The 26,598-nt window shown below is 66.3% G+C and carries 20 protein-coding genes; 10 read left to right on the top strand and 10 right to left on the bottom strand.

Features of this window, described 5'->3' with window-relative positions; all coding sequences use genetic code 11:
• The first annotated feature begins 155 nt into the window (after positions 1-155).
• The 7 genes from C8J42_RS06380 (at position 156) to C8J42_RS06350 (ending at position 9,225) form a co-directional block, all read left to right on the top strand.
• Positions 156-1,457 carry a UDP-glucose/GDP-mannose dehydrogenase family protein gene (locus C8J42_RS06380; protein WP_133019363.1) on the top strand — a complete coding sequence of 434 codons (1,302 nt, stop codon included), beginning with the start codon at positions 156-158 and terminating at the stop codon, positions 1,455-1,457.
• A 64-nt stretch (positions 1,458-1,521) separates the two neighbouring features.
• Positions 1,522-2,136 carry a TetR/AcrR family transcriptional regulator gene (locus C8J42_RS06375; protein ID WP_133019362.1) on the top strand — a complete coding sequence of 205 codons (615 nt, stop codon included), beginning with the start codon at positions 1,522-1,524 and terminating at the stop codon, positions 2,134-2,136.
• Positions 2,137-2,450: 314 nt separating this feature from the next.
• Positions 2,451-2,849, top strand: coding sequence for a hypothetical protein (locus C8J42_RS06370; protein WP_107953860.1), 399 nt, complete (start codon positions 2,451-2,453; stop codon positions 2,847-2,849).
• A gap of 95 nt (positions 2,850-2,944) precedes the next feature.
• The gene (locus C8J42_RS06365) at positions 2,945-4,123 is read left to right on the top strand and encodes an efflux RND transporter periplasmic adaptor subunit (RefSeq protein WP_133019924.1); all 1,179 of its coding nucleotides are present in this window, start codon (positions 2,945-2,947) and stop codon (positions 4,121-4,123) included.
• A gap of 135 nt (positions 4,124-4,258) precedes the next feature.
• Positions 4,259-7,435 carry a multidrug efflux RND transporter permease subunit gene (locus C8J42_RS06360; RefSeq protein WP_133019361.1) on the top strand — a complete coding sequence of 1,059 codons (3,177 nt, stop codon included), beginning with the start codon at positions 4,259-4,261 and terminating at the stop codon, positions 7,433-7,435.
• A 10-nt stretch (positions 7,436-7,445) separates the two neighbouring features.
• Entirely contained in the window at positions 7,446-8,858 is a 1,413-nt protein-coding gene (locus C8J42_RS06355; protein ID WP_133019360.1) for a TolC family protein, read from the top strand.
• A gap of 91 nt (positions 8,859-8,949) precedes the next feature.
• Positions 8,950-9,225 (top strand): hypothetical protein, encoded by a 276-nt coding sequence (locus tag C8J42_RS06350; RefSeq protein ID WP_133019359.1) that lies wholly within the window; start codon positions 8,950-8,952, stop codon positions 9,223-9,225.
• A gap of 21 nt (positions 9,226-9,246) precedes the next feature.
• On the opposite strand, the gene C8J42_RS06345 is transcribed toward C8J42_RS06350, so the two are convergent.
• Positions 9,247-9,504 carry a hypothetical protein gene (locus C8J42_RS06345; RefSeq protein WP_056489263.1) on the bottom strand — a complete coding sequence of 86 codons (258 nt, stop codon included), beginning with the start codon at positions 9,502-9,504 and terminating at the stop codon, positions 9,247-9,249.
• 338 nt (positions 9,505-9,842) lie between these two features.
• On the opposite strand from C8J42_RS06345, the gene C8J42_RS06340 reads away from it, so the two are divergent.
• A complete protein-coding gene (locus C8J42_RS06340) occupies positions 9,843-10,895 on the top strand; it encodes a beta-propeller fold lactonase family protein (protein WP_133019358.1) in 1,053 nt (350 codons plus the stop codon).
• Here C8J42_RS06340 and C8J42_RS06335 read toward each other — a convergent pair.
• From C8J42_RS06335 to C8J42_RS20070, 7 genes are all read right to left on the bottom strand, one after another.
• The gene (locus tag C8J42_RS06335; RefSeq protein ID WP_107953852.1) at positions 10,892-11,167 is read right to left on the bottom strand and encodes a hypothetical protein; all 276 of its coding nucleotides are present in this window, start codon (positions 11,165-11,167) and stop codon (positions 10,892-10,894) included. The genes C8J42_RS06340 and C8J42_RS06335 overlap by 4 nt on opposite strands.
• A gap of 133 nt (positions 11,168-11,300) precedes the next feature.
• Complete coding sequence (locus C8J42_RS06330) at positions 11,301-12,845, bottom strand: DHA2 family efflux MFS transporter permease subunit (RefSeq protein WP_133019357.1); 1,545 nt, start codon at positions 12,843-12,845, stop codon at positions 11,301-11,303.
• Between the two features lie 277 nt (positions 12,846-13,122).
• A complete protein-coding gene (locus tag C8J42_RS06325) occupies positions 13,123-14,286 on the bottom strand; it encodes an efflux RND transporter periplasmic adaptor subunit (RefSeq protein ID WP_133019356.1) in 1,164 nt (387 codons plus the stop codon).
• A complete protein-coding gene (locus C8J42_RS06320; protein ID WP_133019355.1) occupies positions 14,283-15,692 on the bottom strand; it encodes an efflux transporter outer membrane subunit in 1,410 nt (469 codons plus the stop codon). Before C8J42_RS06320 ends, C8J42_RS06325 begins: the two co-directional genes overlap by 4 nt.
• Positions 15,689-16,159 carry a MarR family transcriptional regulator gene (locus tag C8J42_RS06315; protein ID WP_133019354.1) on the bottom strand — a complete coding sequence of 157 codons (471 nt, stop codon included), beginning with the start codon at positions 16,157-16,159 and terminating at the stop codon, positions 15,689-15,691. Before C8J42_RS06315 ends, C8J42_RS06320 begins: the two co-directional genes overlap by 4 nt.
• 345 nt (positions 16,160-16,504) lie before the next feature.
• Complete coding sequence (locus C8J42_RS06310) at positions 16,505-19,909, bottom strand: autotransporter outer membrane beta-barrel domain-containing protein (protein WP_243644153.1); 3,405 nt, start codon at positions 19,907-19,909, stop codon at positions 16,505-16,507.
• A 224-nt stretch (positions 19,910-20,133) separates the two neighbouring features.
• A complete protein-coding gene (locus C8J42_RS20070; protein WP_165895445.1) occupies positions 20,134-20,283 on the bottom strand; it encodes a hypothetical protein in 150 nt (49 codons plus the stop codon).
• 130 nt (positions 20,284-20,413) lie between these two features.
• Here C8J42_RS20070 and C8J42_RS06305 point away from each other — a divergent pair, with 130 nt between their 5' ends.
• Both C8J42_RS06305 and acnA read left to right on the top strand, forming a co-directional pair.
• Positions 20,414-20,764, top strand: a complete 351-nt coding sequence (locus C8J42_RS06305; RefSeq protein ID WP_133019353.1) for a hypothetical protein — start codon at positions 20,414-20,416, stop codon at positions 20,762-20,764.
• A gap of 227 nt (positions 20,765-20,991) precedes the next feature.
• The gene (acnA, locus tag C8J42_RS06300; RefSeq protein ID WP_133019352.1) at positions 20,992-23,676 is read left to right on the top strand and encodes an aconitate hydratase AcnA; all 2,685 of its coding nucleotides are present in this window, start codon (positions 20,992-20,994) and stop codon (positions 23,674-23,676) included.
• Between the two features lie 554 nt (positions 23,677-24,230).
• Here acnA and C8J42_RS06295 read toward each other — a convergent pair.
• Positions 24,231-25,103, bottom strand: coding sequence for an S-methyl-5'-thioadenosine phosphorylase (locus tag C8J42_RS06295; protein WP_133019351.1), 873 nt, complete (start codon positions 25,101-25,103; stop codon positions 24,231-24,233).
• Complete coding sequence (locus C8J42_RS06290; protein ID WP_133019350.1) at positions 25,100-26,503, bottom strand: amino acid permease; 1,404 nt, start codon at positions 26,501-26,503, stop codon at positions 25,100-25,102. Before C8J42_RS06290 ends, C8J42_RS06295 begins: the two co-directional genes overlap by 4 nt.
• Between the last annotated feature and the right edge of the window lie 95 nt (positions 26,504-26,598).

The following is a 26,598-nucleotide window of genomic DNA, read 5'->3' as shown; positions in this document are numbered from 1 at the left end:
CTCCGTTATCGGAACCATGATGCGCGCAATGTGGCAGGTTGCCTATCGTCGAAAGCGTCAGAGCAGCCGGCGCGAACGACACCGGTCGGTCTTCTCCAGCTTGCACGCGCGCGCATTACTCACGATAGGTCGCGCGGCTTTTACGAGGAACGTCCATGCGCATCACGATGATCGGTTCTGGCTATGTCGGCCTGGTGTCCGGCGCCTGTTTTTCGGATTTCGGCCATGACGTGATCTGCGTCGACAAGGACCAGTCGAAGATCGATGCGCTGCATGCCGGCCGCATGCCGATCTTCGAACCCGGCCTCGACCAGCTGGTCGCGTCCAATGTCGCCGCGGGGCGGCTGACCTTCACCACCGATCTCGCCAGCGCGGTCGCGGGCGCCGATGCGATCTTCATCGCGGTTGGCACGCCGTCGCGGCGCGGCGATGGCCATGCCGACCTCAGCTACGTGTTCGCCGCGACCGAAGAGATCGCCGCTGCGGTCACCGGACCGACCGTGGTCGTGACCAAGTCGACCGTCCCCGTCGGCACCGGCGACCGAGTCGAGGCGATCCTGCGCGAGAAGCGTCCGGACGTCGACGTCGCGGTCGTCTCCAACCCAGAGTTCCTGCGCGAAGGCGCCGCGATCGGCGACTTCAAGCGCCCCGACCGGATCGTCATCGGCACCGAGGACGACTGCGCCAAGCAGGTGATGCGCGACGTCTATCGTCCGCTTTACCTCAACGAATCGCCGATCCTGTTCGTCGGTCGCCGCACGTCCGAGCTGATCAAATACGCGGCGAACGCGTTCCTCGCGACCAAGATCACCTTCATCAACGAGATCGCGGACCTGTGCGAAGCGGTCGGCGCCGACGTGCAGGACGTGTCGCGCGGGATCGGGCTCGACAACCGGATCGGCAAGAAATTCCTCCACGCCGGACCCGGCTATGGCGGCTCGTGCTTCCCCAAGGACACGCTGGCGCTGCTCAAGACCGCCGAGGATTACGACACCCCGGTCCACATCGTCGAAGCCGTCGTGAAGGTGAACGACAGCCGCAAACGCGCAATGGGCCGCAAAGTCCTGCACGCGCTGGGCGACAATCCGCGTGGCAAGACGGTCGCGTTGCTCGGGCTGACGTTCAAGCCCAACACCGACGACATGCGCGACGCCCCGAGCCTCGCGATCGCGACCGCGCTTGCGGACGCCGGCGTGACGGTCCGCACGCACGATCCCGAAGGCATGACGCCCGCCAAGGCGATGATGCCCGACCTCGTCTACTGCACCGACGCGTATGACGCGGCCGAGGGTGCCGATGCGGTCGTGATCGTGACCGAGTGGGACGCGTATCGCGCACTCGACCTCGCACGGTTGAAGCGCGTGATGGCCGGGCCGGTCATGGTCGACCTCCGCAACGTCTATCAGCGTGCCGACGTCGAGCAGGCCGGGTTCGCCTACACCGCCGTCGGTCGGTGAGCGTCCCCGGCAACATATTCCAGTCACTGGACCTTTTGCGCGCTCTCACTATATACCGAACGGTATGAATAGGCTTTGCACGCTCACCGCCCCCAAGGGCCGCCCCCGCGAGTTCGATCTCGACCAGGCACTGGCGGGTGCGTTGCGCGTGTTCTGGCGTAACGGGTACGAGGGCGCATCGATGGCGGAACTGACCGCCGAGATGAAGATCACCAAGCCCAGCCTGTACGCCGCGTTCGGTAACAAGGAGGCGTTGTTCCACAAGGCGCTCGATCTCTACGAGCGCGAGAAGTTGGCCTATATGACGTCAGCGCTCGATGCGCCGACCGCGCGTGCCGTAGCGGAAAACCTGCTTCGCGGTGCGCTTCAGATGCAGATGAGCACCTGCGACCCCAAGGGGTGTCTCAGCGTGATCAGCAGCGTCGCGTGCAGCGCCGAAGCCGAGCCGATCAAGGCCGAGGTCGCCAAGCGTCGCGCGTCGTCCGAAGCCGCGCTGATGAAGCGGTTCGACGAGGCCAAGGCGGCGGGCGAGTTCCCCAATGGCCTCGAGTCGCACGCGCTGATGCGCTACCTCTTCGCGATCATGCAGGGGCTGTCGATCCAGGCCGGCTCGGGCGCTAGCTGCACCGAACTCCAGCAGCTCGTCGAGACCAGCATGCTCATGTGGCCAACCAAATAGACACGGTTTCTGCCGCGCCGCGGGAAAAAATACCGGCCGGTACAAAAGTGTGTTGACTAGATGAACGTCAGGTTTATATACCGACTGGTATCGAAGCTCTCTCCTACTTCGGATGGGGCAACCGGGGACACCAACCCATGACCACGGTTCAAACCTAAGACGGCTTCGGCCTAACTTTCGAAAATTCCAAGCGGGCAAGCGCGGCACGGTGATGTGCCGGCAACGACCGCGCACGCCTCGCGACCAGCTGACGTCGGTGGACCGTCCACCGACGAAGGCCAGCGCTTGCCCAAGATCAAAAGGGGGACAATCCCATGGCTTATCTCGACCTCGACAACATGTTCGCTTCGCCCGTCACCAGCCGCACGCAGACGGTCGCCGCCCCTGCCCCGACCGGCTTTTCCGCGCTGGAATGGAGCGTCATCGCGCTCGCCAAGCGCGACACGTTGCGCAGCCTGTCCGGCCCGAGCCGCATGTCGCGCGCAATGGGCAGCCTGTTCGGGCTGAGCACCGCGTCGCGGCTCGCCGACCCCCGGCTCGAGGCGCTGCGGCGGATGGCGGTGTACGCCTGGCGCCGCGGCTTCGCGCTGCCGATGGCCGAGATCCAGGGCTTCCTCGCCGCCGGCTTTGCCGAGGCCCAGATCGAAACGCTCGTCGAGAGCGTGACCGGCATGCGCGTCGGCATCCAGCAGAAGCGGAGCATCGCAGCGTGAACCAACTTACCACGATCACGGCCGCGAACGACGCCGACGTCGTCGCGTCGCCGCCCGCGGACCGTCACCGACGGCCGGCATGGCAGCGCGGCGCGATGGTGCTCGTGCCGATCGCGCTGCTGGGCGCGGTCGGCGTGAAGATGTTCGATCATCCCGACGCGGCGATGGCGGCACCCCCACCCGCTTCCGTCACGGTCGCGTCGCCGCTCGTCCGGCAGGTCAGCGAGTGGGACGATTATGTCGGCCGCTTCGCACCGAGCCGCACCGTCGAGATCCGCCCGCGCGTTGCGGGCGAAGTCACCGGCATCCATTTCCGCGATGGCGAGATCGTCAGCAAGGGGCAATTGCTCTTCACGATCGACTCCCGCCCGTTCGCCGCCGCTCTGGCCGAGGCACACGCTAACGTCGCCAGTGCACGCAGCGCTCTGTCGCTGGCGCGTACCGATCTTGGTCGCGCGCAACGCCTGGTAGCCGACGAAGCGGTCTCCGCAGGCGAAGTTGACGCCCTCCGCGGTCGGCTCGAAGCAGCGCAGGCCGCACTCGCTGCGGCGCAGGCTCGCGAACGCGCTCGCGCGCTCGATGTCGGCTTCACGCAGGTGCGCGCACCGATCGGCGGTCGCATTTCCGATCGTCGCGTCGATGCGGGTAACCAGGTCGCGGGCGGCGAAGGCACTGGCGGCACGGTGCTGACGACGATCAACGCGCTCGACCCGATCTACTTCACGTTCGATGGGTCGGAAGCGCTGTACCTCAAGACGCAGCGCGCACGGCAGCCCGGCGCGACGCCAGCGGCGGTCGAGATCCAGTTGCAGGACGAGACCGAGCATCGCTGGAAAGGCAAGCTCGACTTCACCGACAACGGCCTCGACCAGCGCTCGGGGACGATCCGCGGCCGCGCGGTTCTCGCCAACCCGGGATATTTCCTGACGCCGGGGATGTTCGGCAACATGCGCCTCGCCAGTGCGGGAACGCGCCAGGCTCTGCTGGTGCCCGACGATGCGGTGCAGACCGATCAGGCGCGCAAGGTCCTGCTGACGATCGATGCGAAGAACGTCGTGAGCCAGAAGCCGGTCGAGCTTGGACCGGTGGTCGATGGGCTGAGGATTGTGCGCTCGGGGATCGGTCCAAACGACCGGATCATCATCCAGGGTACGCAGATGGCGATGCCGGGCGCGACCGTCGCGCCGAAGGTCGGCCGGATCGTGGTCGCCTCGGGTACGAGTGCGCCGGCGTCGGTCCAGCCGATCTCGGGTGAAGCCACCCTCGCGAGATAGACGCCACCCCGGCGAAGGCCGGGGCCCAATTGGGATAGCGTTTCGACTTAATCACTGCGGTTCGCCCAATTGGGCCCCGGCCTCCGCCGGGGTGGTGTTGGTGTGTGCCCGCGCCCCTCTACCGAGGAAATTCCCATGCGCTTCTCGCGCTTCTTCATCACCCGGCCGATCTTCGCAGGCGTGATCGCGGTGATCATCACGATCGTCGGTGCGATCGCCTACATGACGCTGCCGGTGTCGCAATATCCCGATATCGTTCCCCCCACCGTCACCGTCAGCGCGACCTATCCCGGTGCCTCGGCCGAGACGGTCGCCGAGACCGTCGCCGCGCCGATCGAGCAGGAGATCAACGGCGTCGACAACATGCTGTACCAGTCGTCGCAATCGACCGGCGACGGCAAGGTCACGATCACCGTCACTTTCAAGATCGGCACCAATCTCGACGCCGCCCAGGTGCTCGTCCAGAACCGCGTCGCCGTCGCCGTCCCGCGCCTGCCCGAGGACGTCCAGCGTCTCGGCGTGGTGACGCGGAAAACGTCGCCCGACTTCCTGATGGTGGTGAACCTCGTCTCGCCCGACAACTCGCTCGATCGCGGGTATATCTCCAACTACGCGCTAACGCAGGTCCGCGACCGCCTCAGCCGCATCGACGGCGTCGGCGACGTGCAGCTGTTCGGCGCACGCGATTATTCGATGCGCGTCTGGATCGATCCCGGTCGCGCCGCCGCACTCGACCTCACCGCCGGCGAGATCGTCGCCGCGTTGCGTGCGCAGAACGTCCAGGTCGCTGCCGGTACGCTCGGCCAGCCGCCCTATGACAAGGGCAACAGCGCGTTCCAGCTCAACGTCGAGACGCAGGGCCGCCTGACCGATCCCAAGCAGTTCGCCGACGTCGTCATCCGCACCGACGCGCAAGGCCGCCAGGTCCGTGTCTCGGACGTCGCCCGCGTCGAACTCGGCGCGCAGGATTACGGCGCGAATACCTATCTCAGCGGCAAGCCGACGGTCATCGCCGCGGTCTTCCAGCGTCCCGGCTCGAACGCACTCGGCGCGGCGCAGGCCGTCACCGCCGAGATGGAGTCGATGTCGAAGCGCTTCCCCAAGGGGCTCGAATACAAGGTCATCTACAACCCGACCGAGTTCATCGCGCAGTCGATCGACGCGGTGAAGCACACGCTCTTCGAGGCGATGGTCCTCGTCGTGCTCGTCATCCTCGTCTTCCTGCAGAAGTGGCGCGCGGCGATCATCCCGATCGTCGCGATCCCGGTCTCGCTGATCGGCACCTTCGCGGTGCTCGCCGCCGCCGGATACAGCCTCAACAACCTCTCGCTGTTCGGCCTCGTCCTCGCGATCGGCATCGTCGTCGATGATGCGATCGTCGTGGTCGAGAATGTCGAGCGCAACCTCGAACACGGGCTCTCCCCGTTGGAGGCCGCACGCACGTCGATGGACGAAGTCTCGGGCGCGTTGGTCGCGATCGTGCTCGTGCTGTGCGCGGTGTTCATCCCGACCGTGTTCCTCACCGGTCTCTCAGGAGCGTTCTACCGCCAGTTCGCGGTGACGATCTCGACCGCGACGATCATCTCGCTGCTGATCTCGCTGACACTGTCGCCGGCACTCGCCGCGATGCTGCTCAAGCCGACCGCACCCGCCGACTCCGGCAACCGCCTGACCCGTACGGTCCGCCGCGCCGGCGATGCCTTCAACCGCGGCTTCGAGCGGATGAGCGACAGCTATGCCCGCCTCACCGCGCGCCTGGTCACCGCACCGCGCCGGATGATGATCGCCTATGCCGCGCTGATCGCGGTCACGGTCGGGGTGTTCACGATTACGCCGTCGGGCTTCGTCCCCGCGCAGGACCAGGGCTATTTCCTGACCGTCATCCAGCTTCCGCCCGGCTCCTCGGTCGAGCGCACCGACGCGGTGATGCAGAAGGTCGCCAAGCGCATCCTGCCGCTCGCCGGCGTCAAGGGCGCGGTCATGCTCGCGGGCTTCGATGGCCCGTCGCAGACGCTCGCCCCCAACTCGGCCGCCGCCTACATCCCGCTCAAAAGCTTCGAGGAACGCAAGAAACTCGGCGTCACGCTCGCCAGCATCATGGCGGAATCGCAGAAGGCGACCGGCGACATCACCGAGGCGCGACTGCTGATCGTCCCGCCGCCACTCATCCAGGGTATCGGCTCGGCCGGCGGCTATCGCCTGATGGTGCAGGACCAGGGCGGCCACGGTTACGCCGACCTCGGCAAGACGAGTTACGCGCTGATCGGCCAGGCGAACCAGACCAAGGGTCTCGCCCAGATCTACACCTTCTTCGACACCGCCACGCCACGCATCTTCGCCGATGTCGACCGCGCCAAGGCCAACCTCTTGGGCGTTCCCCCCGAGCGCGTGTTCGAAGCGTTGCAGGTCTATCTCGGCTCGGCATTCGTCAACGACTTCAACCTGCTCGGCCGCACCTACCGCGTCACCGCGCAGGCCGACGCACCGTTCCGCAACACCACCGCGGACATCGCCAACCTCAAGACGCGCTCCAACTCGGGCCAGATGGTCCCGGTCGGCTCGGTCTCGACGTTCAAGGACAAGACCGGCCCGTACCGCGTGGTCCGCTACAACCTCTTCCCCGCGGTCGAGGTCGATGGCGACACCGCCAAGGGCTATTCCTCGGGCCAGTCGCTGGTCGCGATGGAAAAGCTTGCCGATGCGTCGCTGCCCGCCGGCTACGCGCATGAATGGACCGGCATCGCATACCAGCAAAAGGCCGCCGGCAGCACCGCCGCGCTCGTCTTCGGCATGGCGGTGGTGTTCGTCTTCCTCGTCCTCGCCGCGCAGTACGAGAGCCTGACGTTGCCTCTCGCGATCATCCTGATCGTGCCGATGTGTCTGCTCGCGGCGATGACCGGCGTGAACCTGCGGGGCATGGACAACAACGTCCTCACGCAGATCGGCTTGGTCGTGCTGATTGCGCTCGCCGCAAAGAACGCGATCCTCGTGGTCGAGTTCGCCAAGCAGGCCGAGGAACAGGACGGCCTCACCCCGGTCGAGGCCGCGGTCCGCGCGGCGAAGGACCGGTTGCGGCCGATCCTGATGACGAGCTTCGCGTTCATTCTCGGCGCCGTGCCGCTGGTGATCGCGACCGGTGCCGGTGCGGAACTCCGCCAGGCGCTCGGGACCGCGGTGTTCTTCGGGATGATCGGCGTGACCGGGTTCGGTCTGCTCTTCACCCCCACCTTCTATGTCGTCGCGCGGGCGCTGGCGCTGCGGTTCGAACGCCGCCGCCCCGCCCCCGCCGCGACCCTTCAGCCAGCCGAATAGGACCAGCATCATGAAGTCCGCCCTCCTCGCGAGCCTCTCGGCGCTGACGCTCGCCGCGTGCGCCGCCGGCCCCGACTATGTCGCGCCGATCACTCCACCCAAGGCGGCGGCGTCGTTCGTCACCGCGAATGCTGCCACCGTCACGACCGCGCCGGATAACGACTGGTGGCGGATGTACCGTGACCCCGTCCTCGACGGCCTCGTCGCGGACGCGCTCGCGGCGAACACCGACCTGCGCGTGGCAGTCGCGCGGCTCGACAGCGCCCGCGCATCCCTGCGCGGCGCGAAGACCGACCGCGAGCCTCAGGTGAACGCGGGCGCTAGCGGCAATTACGCGCGCACCTCGCAACTCCAGAACCTGCCCGGCCTCGACCGCGAGCGCGCTACCTACGACGTCGGTCTCGACGTCAGCTACGAGGTCGATCTCGCCGGCCGCGTCCGCCGCAACGTGGAAGCCGCGCGCGGCGACGTGGGTGCAGCGCAGGCCGATGCGGACGCCGTCCGCGTCTCGATCGTCGCCGCCACCACCCGCGCCTATGTCGACGCAGCCTCGTCCGCCGAACGTCTCGCGGTCGCCCGGCGGATCGTCGACCTGCTCGACAAGTCGAACACGCTGACCGGCAAGCGCGTCGACGCCGGTCGTGCCGCCCGCCTCGACCAGGTCCGCATCGCAGCCCTGCGCGACCAGCGCGCCGCCAACATCCCGCAGATCGAGGCCGAGCGCCAAGCCGCGCTCTTCCGCATGGCCACGCTCACCGGCCGCACCCCGCAGGACCTGCCCGCAACCGCCGGCGCCCGCACCACCACGCCCCGCCTCGACCAGCCGATCCCGATTGGCGACGGCGCCGCGTTGCTAGCACGTCGCCCCGACGTCCACGCCGCCGAACGTCGGCTGGCCGCGGCGACCGCGCGGATCGGCGTCCAGACCTCGCAGCTCTATCCGCAGATCTCGCTGGGCGGGTCGATCGGCTCGACCGCACTTAGCGTCGGCGACATCTTCACCGGCGGGCCGATCCGCTGGCTGCTCGGGCCCCTGCTGAACTGGTCGCTAAATCAGTCCGCCGCCCGCGCGCGCATCGCCGGCGCCGAGGCGGACTCGCGTGGCGCGCTCGCCAATTTCGACGGCAGCGTCCTCACCGCACTCGAAGAAACCGAAACCGCGCTGTCGAACTACGCCCGCGAACTCGATCGCCGCACGCAGCTACAGTCCGCGCACGACAACGCCGCCACCGCCGCCCGCATCACCCGTGCCCGTCAACGCGAAGGCCAGATCGACTTCCTCGACGTCCTCGACGCGGAGCGTACGTTGGCGGACACGGACACGGACCTTGCCGCCGCCGACTCGCGGATCGCGGGGGCGCAAGTCGACCTGTTCCGTGCGCTGGGTGGTGGCTGGCAGGCGCCAAGTCGCCCCGCCGCATGAGGTAAATGCAGCCAGAAACGATACGTTAACAAACATAATGGTGTAAGGAGCGACTAAGATAGATCAAGTTTGACATCTGGCGGAATGCAGTATGACCGACGACATCGAACAGACGGATACCAACGCCGCAGCGTGGCGTGATCGGGCCACGTATCATGAAGACCGGGCTGCGCAGGAACGGGTACTTGCCGTTTCCGCGCGCTCGGACGCGGCCTATACCGCGCATCGGGTACTCAGCGAGCGACATCTTCAACTCGCGGCTACTGCCGAACTGGTCGCCGATATGCCGGATGCCGAACCACCGCAAAGCTCGTCGCTGGAGCAGACCGGCGACCTGATCCGCCGGAGTTACGGTGATGCCGGATAGCAGCCCATCCGGCTGGGAATGTCAGGCGATGTCGGCCTTGCCCAGGTTGATCTTGTCGTAGAGCGCGAGCAACGCGGTCACTTCCTCGACCACGGTCTCCTGCTCAGCCCGCCAGCGCGCGGTGGCGTCGTGCGACGGAATACCATCCTGCCCGTCATGCAGGGTAAACCCTTGGTCTATCAACCAGATCGCGTCGCTCGCCCGCGAACGCTGTCGTCGCAGGTGATAGACCCATTGCTCGATTATCCCCGAAGGTACCAGTCTATCCAGATCGCCCATCGCGCCGCGGTAGGGCAACGCCGACGCCAATACCAGCCTCTGGAAATTTTGACGAAACATCCACGTCTTGCTGCGGTTACCGGCGTTAACCCTAGCGAGAAATCCCGTGGCAACATAGCCGGCGCAACACGGTGATAATGGACTTCCTACCGCACCCTTCCGTGATCGAACGCCGCATGGATGACCAGTCCGTACTGGCGATGCGTGCGCCGACCCCGATCATCGCGCAGATGCATGAGGAACTGGCGCTGCTGTACCGCGAACAGCTGATCGCGCTGCTCGAACGCTGATCCGAATTGGGATGCGACGACGGGCCGACCGCGGCTAGAAGCCGTTGCATGACGCTTCCCGACCCCCGCCCCGATTTCGACACCGTGCGATCGCTCTGGATCGGCACCTATGCCGGCGGTGGCGGCGCCGGTATCTATCCGCTCGGCAGAACCGGTTTGCTCGGCGCTCCATATCCGGATGCACGCAACGCATCGTTCGGCACATATTCGTCGCGGTTCGATCTTCACTATCTGGTCGACGAGCAGGACAATGGCGCGCTCGGCGTACACCGTCGCACCGCCTCGGGCTGGGTCCGGCTAGCGCATGTCCCGGTCGGTGGCGCAGCACCGTGCCATGCCGCGCTGGATCGCACGCAATCCTGCGTTGCGGTCGCGAACTATGCGAGCGGGAGCGTCTCGCTGTTTCGGCTGGATCCACGGAGCGGCCTGCCGATCGGCCAGCCAACGGTGCACGCCAATGACGGCAGCGGCCCCGATCCCGAACGCCAGCAATCGCCGCACGCGCACTGGGTCGGGTTTGGTCTCGACAACCAATTCCTATATGTTGCGGATCTAGGCACCGACGAAGTGCTCGCGTTCGCATTCGACGCGGAACGGGCAACACTCGGAGAGCCGCACACGGCACTCAAGGCAGTGCCTGGATCAGGACCGCGCCACCTGTTTTTCCAAGAGCGTCATCCACGATCGGCGTATCTTATCTGCGAACTCGACAGCACGCTTCTCGCGCTCGACGTTCAAGGTCGCGATCTGAAGCCCCGCATGTCACTATCGACCCTCCCCGCAGGCTGGCACGGCGCGAACATCGTCGCGCACATCGGTGCCAATGCCGCGGGCGACCGCCTGTACGTCTCCAACCGCGGCCATGACAGCATCGCGGTCTTCGCGGTGAACGAAGGCGGCGATCCCACCCTCCTCCAGCATATCGCCAGCGGAGGCGTGTCGCCGCGCTTCTTCATGGTGTTGGAAGAGGAAAACCGAATGATCGTCGTCCACGAACGCGATCAGCGCGTGACGATGCTCGATATCCTGCCGGACGGGACGCTCGCCCCGACCGACTTCGCGGTGCACGTCCCCGGCGCCGCGTATGCCTTCGTCGCTTAGCTGACGCTGGCGATCAGCAGCGTCAGTTCGGTACGGACCGGGTTGTCGTCGATGCGGATCGGCTTCACGGCACGGCGCTTGACGGGATAGGACGCGCGCACGGCGTCGCACAAATCCTTGACCGAGACGCGCACGCACGCCCCTTCGTCGCAGACCAGGCGCGGCGTGCTGATCGACTGTATGCAGGTCGTCGGCGTACCGGCCCAGGCTGGCGCCGCGCTCGACAAAAGGCATGCGGCTGCGATCCGCAAAACGGTGTTCTTGGTCATCATGGTAGCTGGCCCCCCACAGGCAGTTGGTATCTGGTAAAGCGACCGTTAGGGGCGAAGTGGTTGCGATAACGTTTCAATCAGCGGGCAATCGTACGACGGCCCTCTTGTGGTAAGAAAACGACAACCGGAGCGATCAATCCGCTGCGATCGGGCCTTGCGGGGGGCTCGCGCGGCGCGTGAACCAGACGATGATCACCATCGCGAGGCACAGCCAAGCCGAGACGCGGAACAGGTCGGTCGACGCGAGCAGATACGCCTGCGCCACCATCTGCCGCGTGATCGCACCCGCCGCCTGCACGTCGGTCAGCCCCATCCGCGTCAGCGCACCCTGCGCCATCTGGTAGGGCGAACCGGTCCCGATCGCTTCCGACAACCGGCTCTGGTGGAGCGTCTCGCGGCGATCCCAGGCGGTCGTGATGATCGACGCGGCGAAGCTGCCCGAGGTTATGCGCGCAAAGTTCGAGATGCCCGTCGCCGACGGCAGCCGCTCCGCCGGGATACGGTCGAGCGAGATCGTCAGCATCGCGAGGAAGAACGTGCTCATCGCGATCCCCTGCACCATCAGCGGCAGCATCAAATCGTAGAAGCTCGCGCCCGTCGTATAGCCCGAGCGGAGGTAATAGGAGTAGCCGAACGACGCGAACGCCACCGTGGCGAGGATGCGCGCGTCGATCTTGCCGCTCAGTCGCGCGACGAACGGCGTCAGGATCACCGCCACCGCGCCCGATGGTGCGGCGACCAGCCCCGCCCAGGTCGCGGTGTAGCCGAGCTGCGTCTGCAACCAGAGCGGCAGCAGCAGCGTGTTGGCGAAGAACACAGCATAGCCCAAGCAGAACGCGATCGTGCCGATGGTGAAGTTGCGGCTCTTGAACAGCGACAGGTTCACCGCCGGGTTGGCGTCGGTCAGCTCCCAGATGATCCAGCCCACAAAGCCGATCGCGGCGACGACCGCGGCGATGACGATGCGGTCGGCGGCGAACCAGTCGTCGTTCTTGCCGAGATCGAGCACGATCTGCAGCGCACCGACCCAGATCACCAGCAGGATCAGCCCGACCTGGTCGATCGGCAGCTTCCGCGTCGGCGTGTCGCGCTTGCCGAGCTTGTTCCAGCACACGAACGCGCAGAACATCCCGAACGGCACGTTGATCAGGAAAATCCAGCTCCAGTGATAATTGTCGGAGATGTAGCCGCCGAGGATCGGCCCCATGATCGGCGCGACCAGCGTGGTCATCGACCAGATGCCGAGCGCGGTGGAGCGCTTGTGGACGGGGAAGATAGCGATCAGCAGCGCCTGGCTGCCCGGAATCATCGGCCCGGACACCGCGCCCTGGAGGATGCGGAAGCCGATCAGCGACGGCAGGTCCCACGCGATCCCGCACAGGAACGACGCGATCGTGAACAGGAAGACGGACACGCAGAACGTCCGCACCACGCCGAATCGGCCCATCAGCCAGCCGGTCAGCGGCACCGCGACGCCGTTGGCCACCGCAAACGCGGTGACGATCCAGGTGGAGTTGTCGCTGGAAACGCCGAGATTACCGGCGATGGTGGGGAGAGAAACGTTGGCGATCGTCGTGTCGAGCACCTGCATGAAGGTGCCAAGCGCCAGCGCGAACGCGGTGAGGGCGAGCGAGCCGCCGACGAGGGGGGCGGGACCGGGGCCGGAGGGGGCTGCCATCAGGTAGCACTCCGTTCAGGGAGCCCAATCCCAACCAATCCACCACCCCGGCGAAGGCCGGGGCCCAGTTGGGGGACGCTGGTGACGAAAGACAGCGCGTCGTTACGACCACCTTTCCAACTGGGCCCCGGCCTCCGCCGGGGTGGTGCACCCTGAAACGCGGTGGACTGCCCCAAGCTTGTTTCCCCGCGAAGGCGGGGACCCAGACTGGGCTCCCGCCTTCGCGGGAGAACAAGGAGGAAGGGACCGGACCCTACTAGCGGCCACCGCACAATCATCACCGGTTAGCCGCGATGATCTGGCGGATCTTCGCATCGACCGCGGCATCCCCCTGCCCGGTCGCCAACCCCCTATACGCCGCCACCGCAGGCCGCCCGACCATCGTCCCCGACTTGTCAGCCGTATCGACGGTCGCGTTCACCGACAGCCCGACCCGCAGCGGATTGCGCCGCAGTTCACCCTTGTCGAGCGCGATCCGCACCGGCACGCGCTGCGTGATCTTGATCCAGTTCCCGCTCGCGTTCTGCGGCGGCAGCAGCGCGAACGCGTTCCCGCTACCCGCGCCAAGCCCGACCACGTGGCCATGATAGACCAGATCGTCGCCGTACATGTCCGCCGTCACCGTCGCCGCCTGCCCGATCCGCAGATCGCGCAACTGCGTCTCGCGGAAGTTCGCATCGACCCACACCCGGTCGAGCGGCACCACAGCCATCAGCGGCATCCCCGCAGAAACCTGCTGCCCAAGCTGCACCGTGCGTTGCGCGACAACGCCGTCGGTCGGCGCCACCACGTGCATGTGGCTGCGCGTGATCGCCGCGCGACGATAGGCCGCGATCGCCGCCAGCACCGCCGGGTTGTTGGACACCGTGGTGCCCACGACGCCGTTCTTCGACTGCGCCTGCTGGCTCCGCGCGAGTTGCAGCGTCGCGCTCGCCACCTTCACCTGGTCCGCCGCGTGGCTCAGTTCCTCGCCCGAGATCGCGCCCTCCGCAGCAGCCCCACGACGACGCGCAAGATCGTTCCGCGCCCGCGCCAGTTCGGCCTCCGCCTGCACGACCGCGGCCCCGGTCTCGTTCACCTTCGAAAAGTCCGACCGCGTCGCGCGCACCGCGCGCGCGAGTTCCGCCTCCGCCGACGCAACACCGACATCGGCAGTCGCCGCGTCGAGGTCGATCAACGGCTGGCCCGCCTTCACGACCTGCGTGTTGTCCGCATGGATCGCAGTCACCTGCCCCGGATCGCGCGCGGTGATCGCCACCACGTCGCCCGCGACATAGGCATCGTCGGTCTCCTGCTCAGGCGCGGCGAGCAGGAAGTGGAACACCGCCCACACGATCGCGCCGATCACGACGACCACGCCTAGGATCGTCAGCGCGCGCTTGCGTGCGCGCGGATTGCCGGTCGGAGCCGCGGCGGGCGCCGGCGTTTGCGTATCGGTCATCGCGTCATCCCCTGAAAATCATAACCACCACCCAGCGCCAGCACGAGCTGCACGCGCTGTTGCGCGGCATCGGCGGCGAGGTCGGCATCGGCCTGTTCGGCGGCCAGCGTGCGAACGTCGTTGTCGACGAGGTCGAGCCGGCTATCGAGGCCGCTCGACACGCGGATCGCGTTCAGCCGCCCGGTCTCTGCATAGCCGCGCACCACCTCGCGCTGTCGCTGCCGGTCTGCATCGAGCGCCCCGATCCGCGCGACCGCGTCCCCCGCCTCGCGCACCGCACCGATCACCCGGTCGTTGTAATCCGCGGTCGCCAGGTCAACCGCCGCGGTCGCGCCCGCGAGATCCGCCTTCAACCGGCCATTGTCGAAGATCGGCAGATGGACCGCCGGCCCGACGCCGACCGTGCCCGCATCGAGCGAGAACAGATTGCCGAGCCCGACCGCCTGGAACCCCGCGAGCGCCGCCAGATTGACGTTCGGATAGAACGCTTTCCGCGCGACCTGACGCCCGGCGGCCGCAGCCTCGATCCGTGCCTGCGCCGCCGCGATATCGGCACGTCGCGCGAGCAGGTCGGCGGGTACGGTCTTCGGCAACGGCAACGCCGCGTCGAGCCGCAACGCGGTCAGTCCGATCGTCGCGGGATAATCCGCACCACGCCCGGCCAGCGCCGCCAGCGCATTCTTCGCGAGCACCTGCGCCGCCTGCGCGCGCAGCAACGCCTGCCGCGCCTGCGCCAGCAGCGTCGTCGCGGCCTGCGCGTCGAGCTTGCTCGCCAGGTTGTTGCGGATCCGCACGTTCACCAGCCGCAGCGAATTCTGGCGCGTCGCGATCGTACGCCGGGCGATCCCCGCCTGCGCCTCGGCGCGTTCGAGATCGATATACGTCTGCACCACCGCCCCCGACAGCGCCATCCGCGCCGCCGCGACGTCGAGCGAAGCCGCACGCACCGACGCCCGCGCGCCCTCGATCGCAGCCTTTTGCCGCCCGAACAGATCGAGGTTCCAACTGAGGTTCGCCGCGGTCGACCCGACAAACCGCGTCGACCCGGCATAGGGCGGCGGGATCGTGTAGCGCCCGCTCAGCCGCGCCAATTGCTCCTGCGCATCGAGCGTCACGTCGGGGCCATTGTCGGCACGCCGCGTCGACAGCACCGCCTGCGCCTGCGCGACCCGTGCCAGCGCCGCATCGAGCGACGGGCTGCCCGCGACCGCATCGCGCACCAGCCGATCGAGTTGCGGATCGCCGAACGACCGCCACCAGTCCGACGCGATCACCGGCGCCGCGTCCGGAGCCAGCCCTAGCGCAGTGGCCGATACCGGCTCCACGACGGCCTTGGACGCCGGGATCGCGCACCCCGCGAGCAGCCCCGCCACCGTGAGCGGGGCCAGGGCAGTGCCAATTTTCATGCGCGGCGTCCTTCGGTCAGAGCGTCGTCCAGCGTCGTGCGGAGTTTCTGCATCAGTTCGATCAACTTCTCGATTTCGGCCCGGTCCCAGCCCGTCAGCAGGCTATTCCAGTATTCTATGATCTTATCGCGACACCGGATCGCAACCGCCTCGCCGTCGGACGTCAGTTCGAGATTCAGCACGCGCCGGTCGTCGCTCGCGCGCGACCGCGTGACCCACCCGTTCTGCTCCATCGCGTCGACCAGCCGCGTCGTCGCGCCCTTGTCGTGCGAAAGATCGCGCGCGAGGTCGGCACACGTCGCCGCCCGGCCTGCGAGGATGGACATGAGCGCAGACCATTGTGTCCCGGACAGGCCCTCCGCCGCGAACACCGGCTCGATCAGGCTCTGCCCGATCTGATGGATCCGCCGCGCGAGGTAACCGAGCGAACAGTCCGGCCCGAATTCCGATTTGGTGTAGAACGCCATACCGTTGCCATGGCAACCATTGCCCAGGCAGTCAATTGCACGTTTTGCATGTTGAGGTGAGGACGGCGGACGTTCGTGTCGTGGCGGCCCGAGGTACGACAAGTCGTCCGTGTGCGCGCTCCCACCCTCCGTCATCCTAACGAAAGTCAGGATCCAGGGTAACGGAGGACCGCCCATTACGGCTCTGGATCCTGACTTTCGTCAGGATGACGGACTGGTGGATCGGGGCGCCGCGAAAGAGCTTAGTCCCCCAAAGCTCACGCATGCTCGGCAGCGAATACGAAAAGGGCCACCCGCACGAGCGGATGACCCTTTCGCCAATACAACGATCTGGAACGCCCCCGATCAGAAGCGGATCTTGATCGAGCCCTTGTACGACTGGTTCGAAACGTCCTTGCGCTCGACGGTGGTGTCCGCGCCGACCGAGATGTCGACGCTGTCGCCGACCAGCGTCAGCCCGGCGCTGATCTCGCCCCAGTTCTTGTCCTGCCCGGCCAGCGCGAACAGTGCGTTCGGGCCGATCCCGCCGACGAAGTTCGCACCGAACACGCCCGGCGTCGACTGGAAGTCATGGACGTAGTTCGCGGCGGCATAAGGCCGGAATGAACCACTGCCGCTGAGCACCAGCCCGGCGCGTCCCTGCAGGCTGTCGAAGCTGTCGCGATCGACGAACAGGGCCGGTCCGCCGCCATTCTCGATCGACTTGCCGAAGCCGATATGGCTGGCGCGCATCGACACCCGCGGTCCGACCTTGAGCGTCGAAAGGTCGAACGCCTTGCCGAGGCCTACCTCGCTGACCACGGTCAACGCATTGTCGGTGCCGCGCAGGCGATAGTTCGTGCCGACGAAGCCGACATTGCGATCGGTCTTGGCGACGAACGCACCCGCGCTGAACTGCGTATCGAGGACGATCCCCGATGCGGTCTCCAGCTTGCCGTACAGCGTGCCCTGGAACAGCTCGCCCTTCGCGCGCTGCGCGATCCCGCCGGTTGTTCCGTCGGTGTTGGTGTACGAGAACGAGAAGCCGATCACGCCGCCCTCGCCTGCCTGCTTTTCAAGACCGACAGCCGCGAAATAGCCGTCGAACTTGTCATGCCCGCCGAACGGATTGGTCCCCGGCATCGACCGGCTCTTGCCGTCGATATAGCCGCCCGCGATGAAGCCGCTCATGTCGTCGGGCAGACGACCCTGCTGCAACACGGTGCCGCTCGAGTCGCTCATCGTGTCCTGCCCACCCGGCAGGTCGCTCGCCATCAGCGAGGCGACCTGGACCGGCTTGCCGATCAGCGCGAGCGTACCGCCGAGCCCGCCACGCGTATCGATCTGCGCGATGTGATCACGGTAGAAGCGCGACATCGTGTCGATCGACGCGACGCCGAGGCTCGACTTGAGCGTCTCGGCCCGCGGCGCAAGGCCCTCGAGCGTCGAGCGGATCGTCGCCGCATTCTGCAGGTCGAGCGAGCCATATACCCCACTCAGCGCCGCATAATTGGAGCGGTTCTGGTCGAGCAGCCCGGCATAGGCCGACTGGACCGGCGTTGCATCGACGACGTTGCGATACTGACCCGCGAGGATCCGGACCTGCACCGCATTGGCACTGTAGACGTAGCTCGGTGTCAGGATCGCGCTCAGCGGGGTCGCCGCACCGAACGCGCCCGTGATGCCGCCCTGTGCGGTCAGGATCGTGTAGAGATCGTTATACCGCACGGTATAGCCGGCGACCGGCGCGAACCCGACGCGACCGCTGAGGCTGACGATGCCGTTGGTCGCGGCCCCTGCCGCATTGAACGTCGTCGCCGCGAAGGCGAGCTTGTCCGAGGTGCCGTTCGGGCCGAGATCGACCAGCAGGTTGGTGCTCGAGGCGAGCACGCCGTTGCCGCCGATCGTCAGCGTGCCGATCGTCCCCGTCGTGCCGGGTGCGATCATCCCGGCGACGCTGGTGAAGAATGGCGTGTTGATCCGCCCCGAACCGGTGAGCATGCCCGACAGCATGAAGTAATCGCCGGGGGTCGAGATCACGCCGTCGTTCTGGACGACGCCGGTCACCTGGTTGATCGCCATCAGGCTGGTGAGCGACCCGGCCGACGTCACCGCCAGCTTCGCCGTGCTGCCCGCGACGGTGAACTTGTCGACCGTCACCGCGGAGTTTAGCGTGGTCGTGCCCGCCGCCGACAACGTGACGTCGTAATAGCGTGCGCTACGCTGTGTCGTGCGATCGGGATCGATGTTGTTTGGCACGAAATTGCTCGCGCCCGGCAGGCCGTTGGCAAGCGTGGGCGACAGCGCCGCTAGCGCAGGTCCGGCGGCAGGACGTGGCCCGTTGGCCACCGGTACGCCGCCGATCGTCTCGACGCCGGTCTTCACATCGAGACAGTCGATCTCAAAGCAGACCTGACCGAACTTGTTGCCATCGCCTGCGATGCCCGCACCGACGGTGGTGGGAACGCCGTTCACGAGCTTGCCGTCGACGATGATCTGGTAGTTCGGATCGAGCGCGGTCACCCAGTGCGACGCATCGGTCCACAAGCCGTCGCCGGTCTTGGTCTGCACATAGCGATAGGGGTTGTTGGCAGCGATATAGTCCGCGAACAGATACAGCGGCTGGTAGAAACTCGCCGTCCCGTAAGCTCCGAACGGTGTCTCGTTGTAAAAGCGGTTACCGCCCGACAACACGCCGATCACGACCTGCTTGGCGAAAGTCCGGTCGAGGATCAGCGGCCCACCCGAATCCCCACCTGCGGTCGTTCCCTCGTTGGGTAGTGCGTTGTCCTTGAAAATGTTGAAGTCGTACGGGCTGGCAGCGGCGGTGCCACGGCGGGGATCGTCGAAATCGAGCTGATACAGGTTCTGCGGCATCCCATCGATCGAGCCGTAGAGGAAGCCGTTGAGGTCGTCGAACGAGCCGAGGATGCCGATCGTGTTCTCGGCGATGCGACGGCGGTAATCGATTCCGTTGGTGTCGCCGACGAGCGTACCGCCCTGGCCGTTGCGACCATAGCCGGTGATCGTGACGTGGTAGCCGGTGCCGGTGGTGTCGCTGATCGCGGCAGGTGCGGGCAGCGCCGACAGCAGCAGCGCCCAGGTCGGCACGTTGGCCGCGGGCGTGTCCAGCGCCGCGATCGCGACGTCGCCCTGCAGGAAGTTCTGCGCGAGCCCGAGCTTCAGCGAGTCGGCGTTATAGACGACCTGGTTGACGTTATAGAGGAAGTTGGCGGTGTTGGTCTTGTACTGCTGCGTGTTGACCGCGCCGGTCGCGGTGGTCGGTAGGAACCAGTCGAGCAGCGCTGGACGGTTGTTCTGCTGGAAACCGAACGCGATCGGGATGCCACCGCCCTGCGCGCCGTAGCCCCAGGGGTTTTGCGCGCCGGTGCCGGCAGCGTTCTCGTTCACGCAGTGCGCGGCGAAGATCACGGTGCGCGGATTGATCAGCGTCCCCGTGCACAGGCCGACGCCGCCGCCGCCCGTCGAGATCGTCATCTGGCCTACGCCGTTGACGCCGCCAGCGACATCCTGCGCCGTGGTCGGCGTGCCCGGTGCCGAGATCACGATGTTGGGTTCGGAAACGACATCGACCGGGTTCAGCGTGCTTCCGTAGGCGATCGATTCCATGCGCGGCAGGCGGTCCTGCGCGGCAGCGATCGACGGCAGCGCCGCCGCGGCGAGCAACGCCGTCGAGGTCAGCAAGGCCGCGCGCGCATGGCGCGATCCGGTGCGTGCGCCGCGCGTGCGCGAGGTAGCGATAGTCGTCACGTTACATCCCCTTGTTCGCGCCACCCGCTCTGGGACGTACGCCAATATGGAGAGGGTATGCAGACCATTTTGGGAACGCAATCAATGACTACGCCTTATTCAGGGAACTGTAACATTCTGTCTTTAACGTTGTAAAATTGTCACCGCTCGGCCGGTTTGGACGCTTCGGTGTTTCGTGACGACAGCGGCGATAATGAACAAAGGCGGTGCCCGGCTTGGCACCATCATGCGCTTGTTGGAGGGTTGTCCGCCAGTTCGTCGAGGCAATGTGCCAGCAACGCCGCCATCAGATACCGTCGCTGCGCATCGGCAATTGCCAAGGCATGTTCGATGGCATCGCGCAGAATCCGTGTGTCGTCGGTATCGGGGCCCATGTCCCACGTTCGCCATCGCGGCGATCGTGCGCAATGTGTTAGGTTATCACGGCTCTCAGCAACCTGTGTTAGTCACGAAATCGCGCTATTTTTGCTAGCGCGTCGCAACCGCGATCTGTCATGTTAGCGTATGGCAATCGACACCGACTCGGTCCGCACCGCGGAAAACCTCCTCACGGTACGCGACATGCGCGGGGACATATTTCCCAGCGAGATCTTCGACGAACACGCATGGAACATGCTGTTGCGGCTGTTCGTCGCCGAAGCCAGCGATGAGGCCATTACCGCACCCGACCTGATGGCGCTAACGAACACGCCGCCAGCGGTGGGCCAGCGCTGGCTCGCACATCTCGTCGCGGATGCGCAGATCGAGCCCTATTCGGACGGCGGCACTATAACGCTCACCCGTTCCGCGGTCGATCGCATGAACCTGTTCCTGCGACGCGCGGCCGGCGTCCACGAAAGTGATGGTCCCGCCTGACGCGCCGGCCTACCCCCTCAGCCTGACGCGCCAGTGCACTCGTCCACTCGGCAACGCGAAGGCGGAATAACCGGCCCACGGCACTCCCGCGCCCTTCCCCGATCCGCTCCCCCTTGCTAAGGCCCTCCCGGTAACAGCATTTTTCGCTCGGTCCCCGACGCGCCCGCGTGGCCTATATGGCTGTCCCCTCGGCGCCCGGCGGCCCGACGCCCACGGGAAGGACCCCTATGACTGCCATTGGCCAGGATACCCTCAAGACCCGCACCAGCCTGTCGACCGGCGGCAAGTCGTACGACTATTACAGCCTCGCCAAGGCGTCGGAACAGCTCGGCGACATCAGTCGCCTGCCCTTCTCGATGAAGGTCCTTCTCGAGAACCTGCTCCGCTTCGAGGACGGCGTGACCGTCACGCGCGAGGATATCCAGGCGATCGTCGACTGGCAGAAGGAGCGTCGCAGCGACCGCGAGATCCAGTATCGCCCCGCCCGCGTACTTATGCAGGATTTCACCGGTGTTCCCTGCGTGGTCGACCTCGCCGCGATGCGCGACGCGATGACCAAGCTCGGCGGCAACCCTGAGAAGATCAACCCGCAGGTCCCCGTCCACCTCGTCATCGATCACTCGGTGATGGTCGACGAATTCGGCACCCCGCAGGCGTTCCACGACAACGTCGACCTCGAATACGAGCGCAACATCGAGCGCTACGAGTTCCTGAAGTGGGGTTCGAAGGCACTCGACAATTTCCAGGTCGTCCCCCCCGGCACCGGCATCTGCCACCAGGTAAATCTGGAATATATCGGCCAGGCCGTCTGGTCGTCAGCGTCGTCGGGTGACCACGGCGACGGCACGATGATCGCGTATCCGGACACGCTGGTCGGCACCGATAGCCACACCACGATGATCAACGGTCTCGGCGTGCTCGGCTGGGGCGTTGGCGGGATCGAGGCCGAGGCCGCGATGCTCGGCCAGCCCGTGTCGATGCTGATCCCCGAGGTCGTCGGCTTCAAGCTGCTCGGCAAGCTGAACGAGGGCATCACCGCCACCGATCTCGTGCTCACCGTCACGCAGATGCTGCGCGCCAAGGGCGTGGTCGGCCGCTTCGTCGAGTTCTTCGGCCCCGGCCTGTCGTCGATGACGCTCGCCGACCGCGCGACGATCGCCAACATGGCGCCCGAATATGGCGCAACCTGCGGCTTCTTCCCGATCGACGACAAGACGCTCGACTACATGCGCCTCACCGCGCGTTCGGACGAGAACGTCGAGCTGGTCGAAGCGTACGCCAAGGCGAACGGCTTCTGGCGCGACGAGAACGCCGAGGACCCCGTCTTCACCGACACGCTCGAACTCGACATGGGCACCGTCGTCGCGTCGCTCGCCGGCCCGAAGCGCCCGCAGGACCGCGTCAGCCTCAACAAGGTCGACGAGGTCTTCAACAGCGACCTCCACAAGCTCTACCACAAGGAGCAGCCCGCCCGCGTCGCCGTCGAAGGCCGCGAGCATGACATCGGCGACGGCGACGTCGTGATCGCCGCGATCACCAGCTGCACCAACACGTCGAACCCGTCGGTGCTGGTCGCCGCAGGGCTCGTCGCGCGCAAGGCCAACGCACTCGGCCTGAAGTCGAAGCCTTGGGTGAAGACCTCGCTCGCGCCCGGTTCGCAGGTCGTCACCGACTATCTCGACAAGGCTGGGCTCACCGCGGACCTGAACGCGCTCGGCTTCAACCTCGTCGGTTACGGTTGCACCACCTGCATCGGCAACTCGGGCCCGCTCGCGCCTGCGATCTCTGCTGCGATCAACGAGAACGACCTCGTTGCCGCATCGGTGCTCTCGGGCAACCGCAACTTCGAGGGCCGCGTGTCGCCCGACGTCCGCGCCAACTTCCTCGCCTCGCCGCCGCTCGTCGTCGCCTATGCGATCAAGGGCACCGTCACGACCGACATGATCGAGACGCCGCTGGGTCAGGGATCGGACGGTCAGGACGTGTATCTGCGCGATATCTGGCCCACCAACGAGGAAGTCCGCACGACGATGGACGCCAACATCGACGCCGGCATGTTCGGTGCGCGCTACGGCGACGTCTATGCGGGCGACGCCAAGTGGCGCGAGATCGACGTCACGGGTTCGGACACGTACCAGTGGCGCGCCGGGTCGACCTATGTCGCCAACCCGCCCTACTTCGACGGCCTGTCGATGACCCCCGCCCCCGTGCAGGACATCATCGACGCCAAGCCGCTCGCGATCCTCGGCGATTCGATCACCACCGATCACATCTCGCCGGCCGGTTCGATCAAGGCCGACAGCCCCGCAGGTCGCTTCCTGCAGGAGCATCAGGTCAGCAAGGCGGACTTCAACAGCTATGGCGCGCGTCGCGGCAACCATGACGTGATGATGCGCGGCACCTTCGCCAACATCCGCATCAAGAACGAGATGGTCCCCGGCATCGAGGGCGGCATGTCGAAGTACGACGGCGAAGTCATGGCGATCTACGACGCGGCGATGCGCTTCAAGCAGGACGGCACCCCGCTCGTGATCCTCGCCGGCAAGGAATACGGCACCGGCTCGTCGCGCGACTGGGCGGCGAAGGGCACCAACCTGCTCGGCGTCCGCGCGGTCATCACCGAAAGCTTCGAGCGCATCCACCGCTCGAACCTGGTCGGCATGGGCGTGCTGCCATTGCAGTTCGCGGAAGGCACCGATCGCAAGACGCTCGGCCTCGATGGGTCTGAGACGTTCACGATCCTCGACGTGGCGAGCATCCGCCCGCGCCAGGACGTCACCGTGAAGATGACCCGCGCCGACGGGTCGAGCGAGACGTTCCAGACCAAGTGCCGGATCGATACCGTCAACGAGCTGGAATACTTCCTAAACGGCGGCATCCTCCACTACGTCCTGCGCAAGCTGGCCGCGTAAGACTGCGCCCTATTGATCCTCCCCCGCAAGGGGGAGGTGGCGCCGTAGGTGACGGAGGGGGAGGACATCGGAACAGAGGTTCCCCTTACCTCCCCCCTCCCTCAGGCAACCGCCTGCCACCTCCCCCAAGCGGGGGAGGGTCGATAGACTTCCAAAATCTCAAGCTATTGCCGCGCGGCTTTCGCCGCGATTCCCCGCACTCCCAATCGAAAAAGGCGGGGCGATCGCAAGGATCGCCCCGTAGTTCAGGGAAAAGACCGGGACAGGGGAGACCCGGTCAAATCGCCGTCCACAGGGGGAGAGGGAGCGGCGACGCACTCCCCTTCGCCCCGATATGTTGCAGGGATATGTCGAACGCGGCGAATGACGAACTTTTCACGAACCGCCGGTCAACCTTGTTCTCCCGCGAAAGCGGGAGCCCAGGGTTCCAAGCGCCATCGCTAGCGCCCCCTGCCCTCACCCTCGCCGCCTTCGCCGTCTCCCCCTCTCCCATCGGGAGAGGGAAGGGGCCCGCCGGCTCTTGCCGGTGGGAAAGGTGAGGGCAAGGCCAAGCTTCAGCCCCTAGAAAGCGCCCGCCCCGCCACAGCATCCAGCTTCGCCACCAGCGCGGGATCGCGAGCCTCCCGCGCCGTAATGATCGCGCTATCGAGGCACGTATCGATCGGCGAAGCCTCCCGCTCCACCGGCAACGCGCGCAGCAGCGCCATCACCATCGCCCGAGCCTTCGCCGCATTCGCACCAAGCTGCGCCACGACCTGCGCGACATCGACGCCCACCTCGTCCTCGCGCCAGCAATCGTAATCCGTCACCATCCCGACCAGCGCGTACGGAAGCTCCGCCTCCCGCGCGAGCTTCGCCTCAGGCATCGCGGTCATCCCGATGACGTCGCAGCCCCATTGGCGGTAAAGCCGGCTTTCCGCCCGCGTCGAGAATTGCGGGCCTTCCATCGCGAAATACGTGCCCACGTCGTCGACCTGCGCGCCCGCCTCCCGCGCGGCGTCGGCGGCATAACGCGACAGGCGCGGGCAGACCGGGTCGGCCATCGAGACGTGCGCGACGAGGCCGGTGCCGAAAAAGCTCGACGGCCGCCCTTTGGTACGATCGATGAACTGGTCGACCACGGTAAAACTGCCCGGCGGCCGTTGCTCGATCAGCGACCCGACCGACGACACCGCCAGCACGTCCGTCACGCCAAGCCGCTTTAACGCATCGATGTTCGCCCGTGCGTTCAGCTCCGACGGCGAGATCCGGTGTCCCCGCCCATGCCGCGGCAGGAACGCCACCCCGACATGCCCGACCCGCCCGGTATAGATCGCATCGGACGGCTCGCCCCAAGGCGTCTCGACCGTCTGCCAACGCCCGTCCTCGATCCCATCAACCGCGTACAGCCCCGACCCGCCGATAATCCCGATCGTCCAGCCGCTCATTCGGCCAGCGCCCTCGGCCGTGCGTAGACGAAGTAGATCACCAGTCCGAGCAGGTTCCACAGCCCGAAATACAGCTGCGTCTTCGAAGGCAGGCTGAAGAACAGATACAGGCAGCCGAGGATACCGATCGTCCCGACCAGCGTCGCAGCCGGTGCCCGGAACGTCCGGATCGCGTCGGGCGCGCGGCGGCGCATCACCAGCATGCAGGCGCAGACCGCGACGAATGCGGCGAGCGTCCCCGCATTGGCGAGCGCGGCGATCTCGGCGAGCGGCAACAGCCCTGCGATGACGGCAACGATCGCCGCGGTGATCCACGTGATACGCACGGGCGCGCCACGCTTCGAGACCTTCGCGAGGCTCAACGGGAGCAACCCGTCACGCGCCATCGTGAAGAAAATCCGGCTCTGCCCAAACAGGAACGCGAGCAGCACCGTCGGCAATGCGATCACGGCGGATGCACCCAGGAAGGTCGCGAACCCGGGCCGACCGATCTCGCGGAGGATCAGCGCGAGCGGCTCTGCGCTGCCGGCAAACCGGGTGTACGACAGAGCACCCACCGCGGCGACCGCAACGAGGATGTAGATCGCGATGCAGGCGACCATCGACCCGACGATCCCGATCGCAAGATCGCGCCCCGGATTCTTCGTCTCCTCAGCCGCGGTGGAGATCGCGTCGAAGCCATAGAAAGCAAAGAAGATGATCGACGCCGCCGCCATCACGCCCCGCTCCGCCCCATCGGGCTGCACGGCCTTGGGGAAGCCGTAGGGCATGAAAGGGTGCAGGTTGGCGCTGTTGAAATAGTGCAGCGTAATGAACACGAACACGGCCAGGGCGATCATCTTCACCCCGACGAGGACCGCGTTCAGCGTGGCGCTCTCGCGCGTACCGAACGACAGCAGCCCAGCGACGACGGCGATGATGAACACGGCGGGCAGGTTTACGTAGCCGCTAAGCTCAGGCCCCCGGGTCATCGCGGTAAATACTTTCGGATCGATCGGCAGCCAGTGTTGCAGCAACGGCGTCGCATAGCCCGACCAGCCGACCGCGACGGTCGATACCACCAGCGAATATTCGAGGATTAGCGACCAGCCGATCGCCCACGCGATCAACTCGCCGAGCACGACATAGCTGTAGGTGTAGGCGCTGCCCGAGGCGGGGATCATCGTCGCCATCTCGGCATAGGCGAGCGCCGCGCAGGCACAGATCCCGCCGGCGATGATGAAGGACAGGATCACGGCGGGACCAGCGAGCCCTGCGCCGACGCCGATCAGCGTGAGGATGCCGGTGCCGACGATCCCGCCGACGCCCATCGCCACGAGGTGCGGCCACGACAGCGTCCGCGCTAGCTGATGCTCGGGCGGCTGCTCGGTGACGATTTTTCGGCGAAACAGACTGGCCACGGATATCCCCTCTCGTTGGGCGGGGAGTGGCACAGGACGGGACCGGGGGGCAAGGCCAGCGGCGAACCACTTACCCGAGCGTCAATATCCTCCCC

Origin of the sequence: Sphingomonas sp. PP-CE-1A-559, from assembly GCF_004340965.1 — a bacterium.
Classification (GTDB): domain Bacteria; phylum Pseudomonadota; class Alphaproteobacteria; order Sphingomonadales; family Sphingomonadaceae; genus Sphingomonas.
The sequence above is the reverse complement of the archived record's forward strand: the minus strand, read 5'-3'. Positions and strand labels throughout refer to the sequence as shown.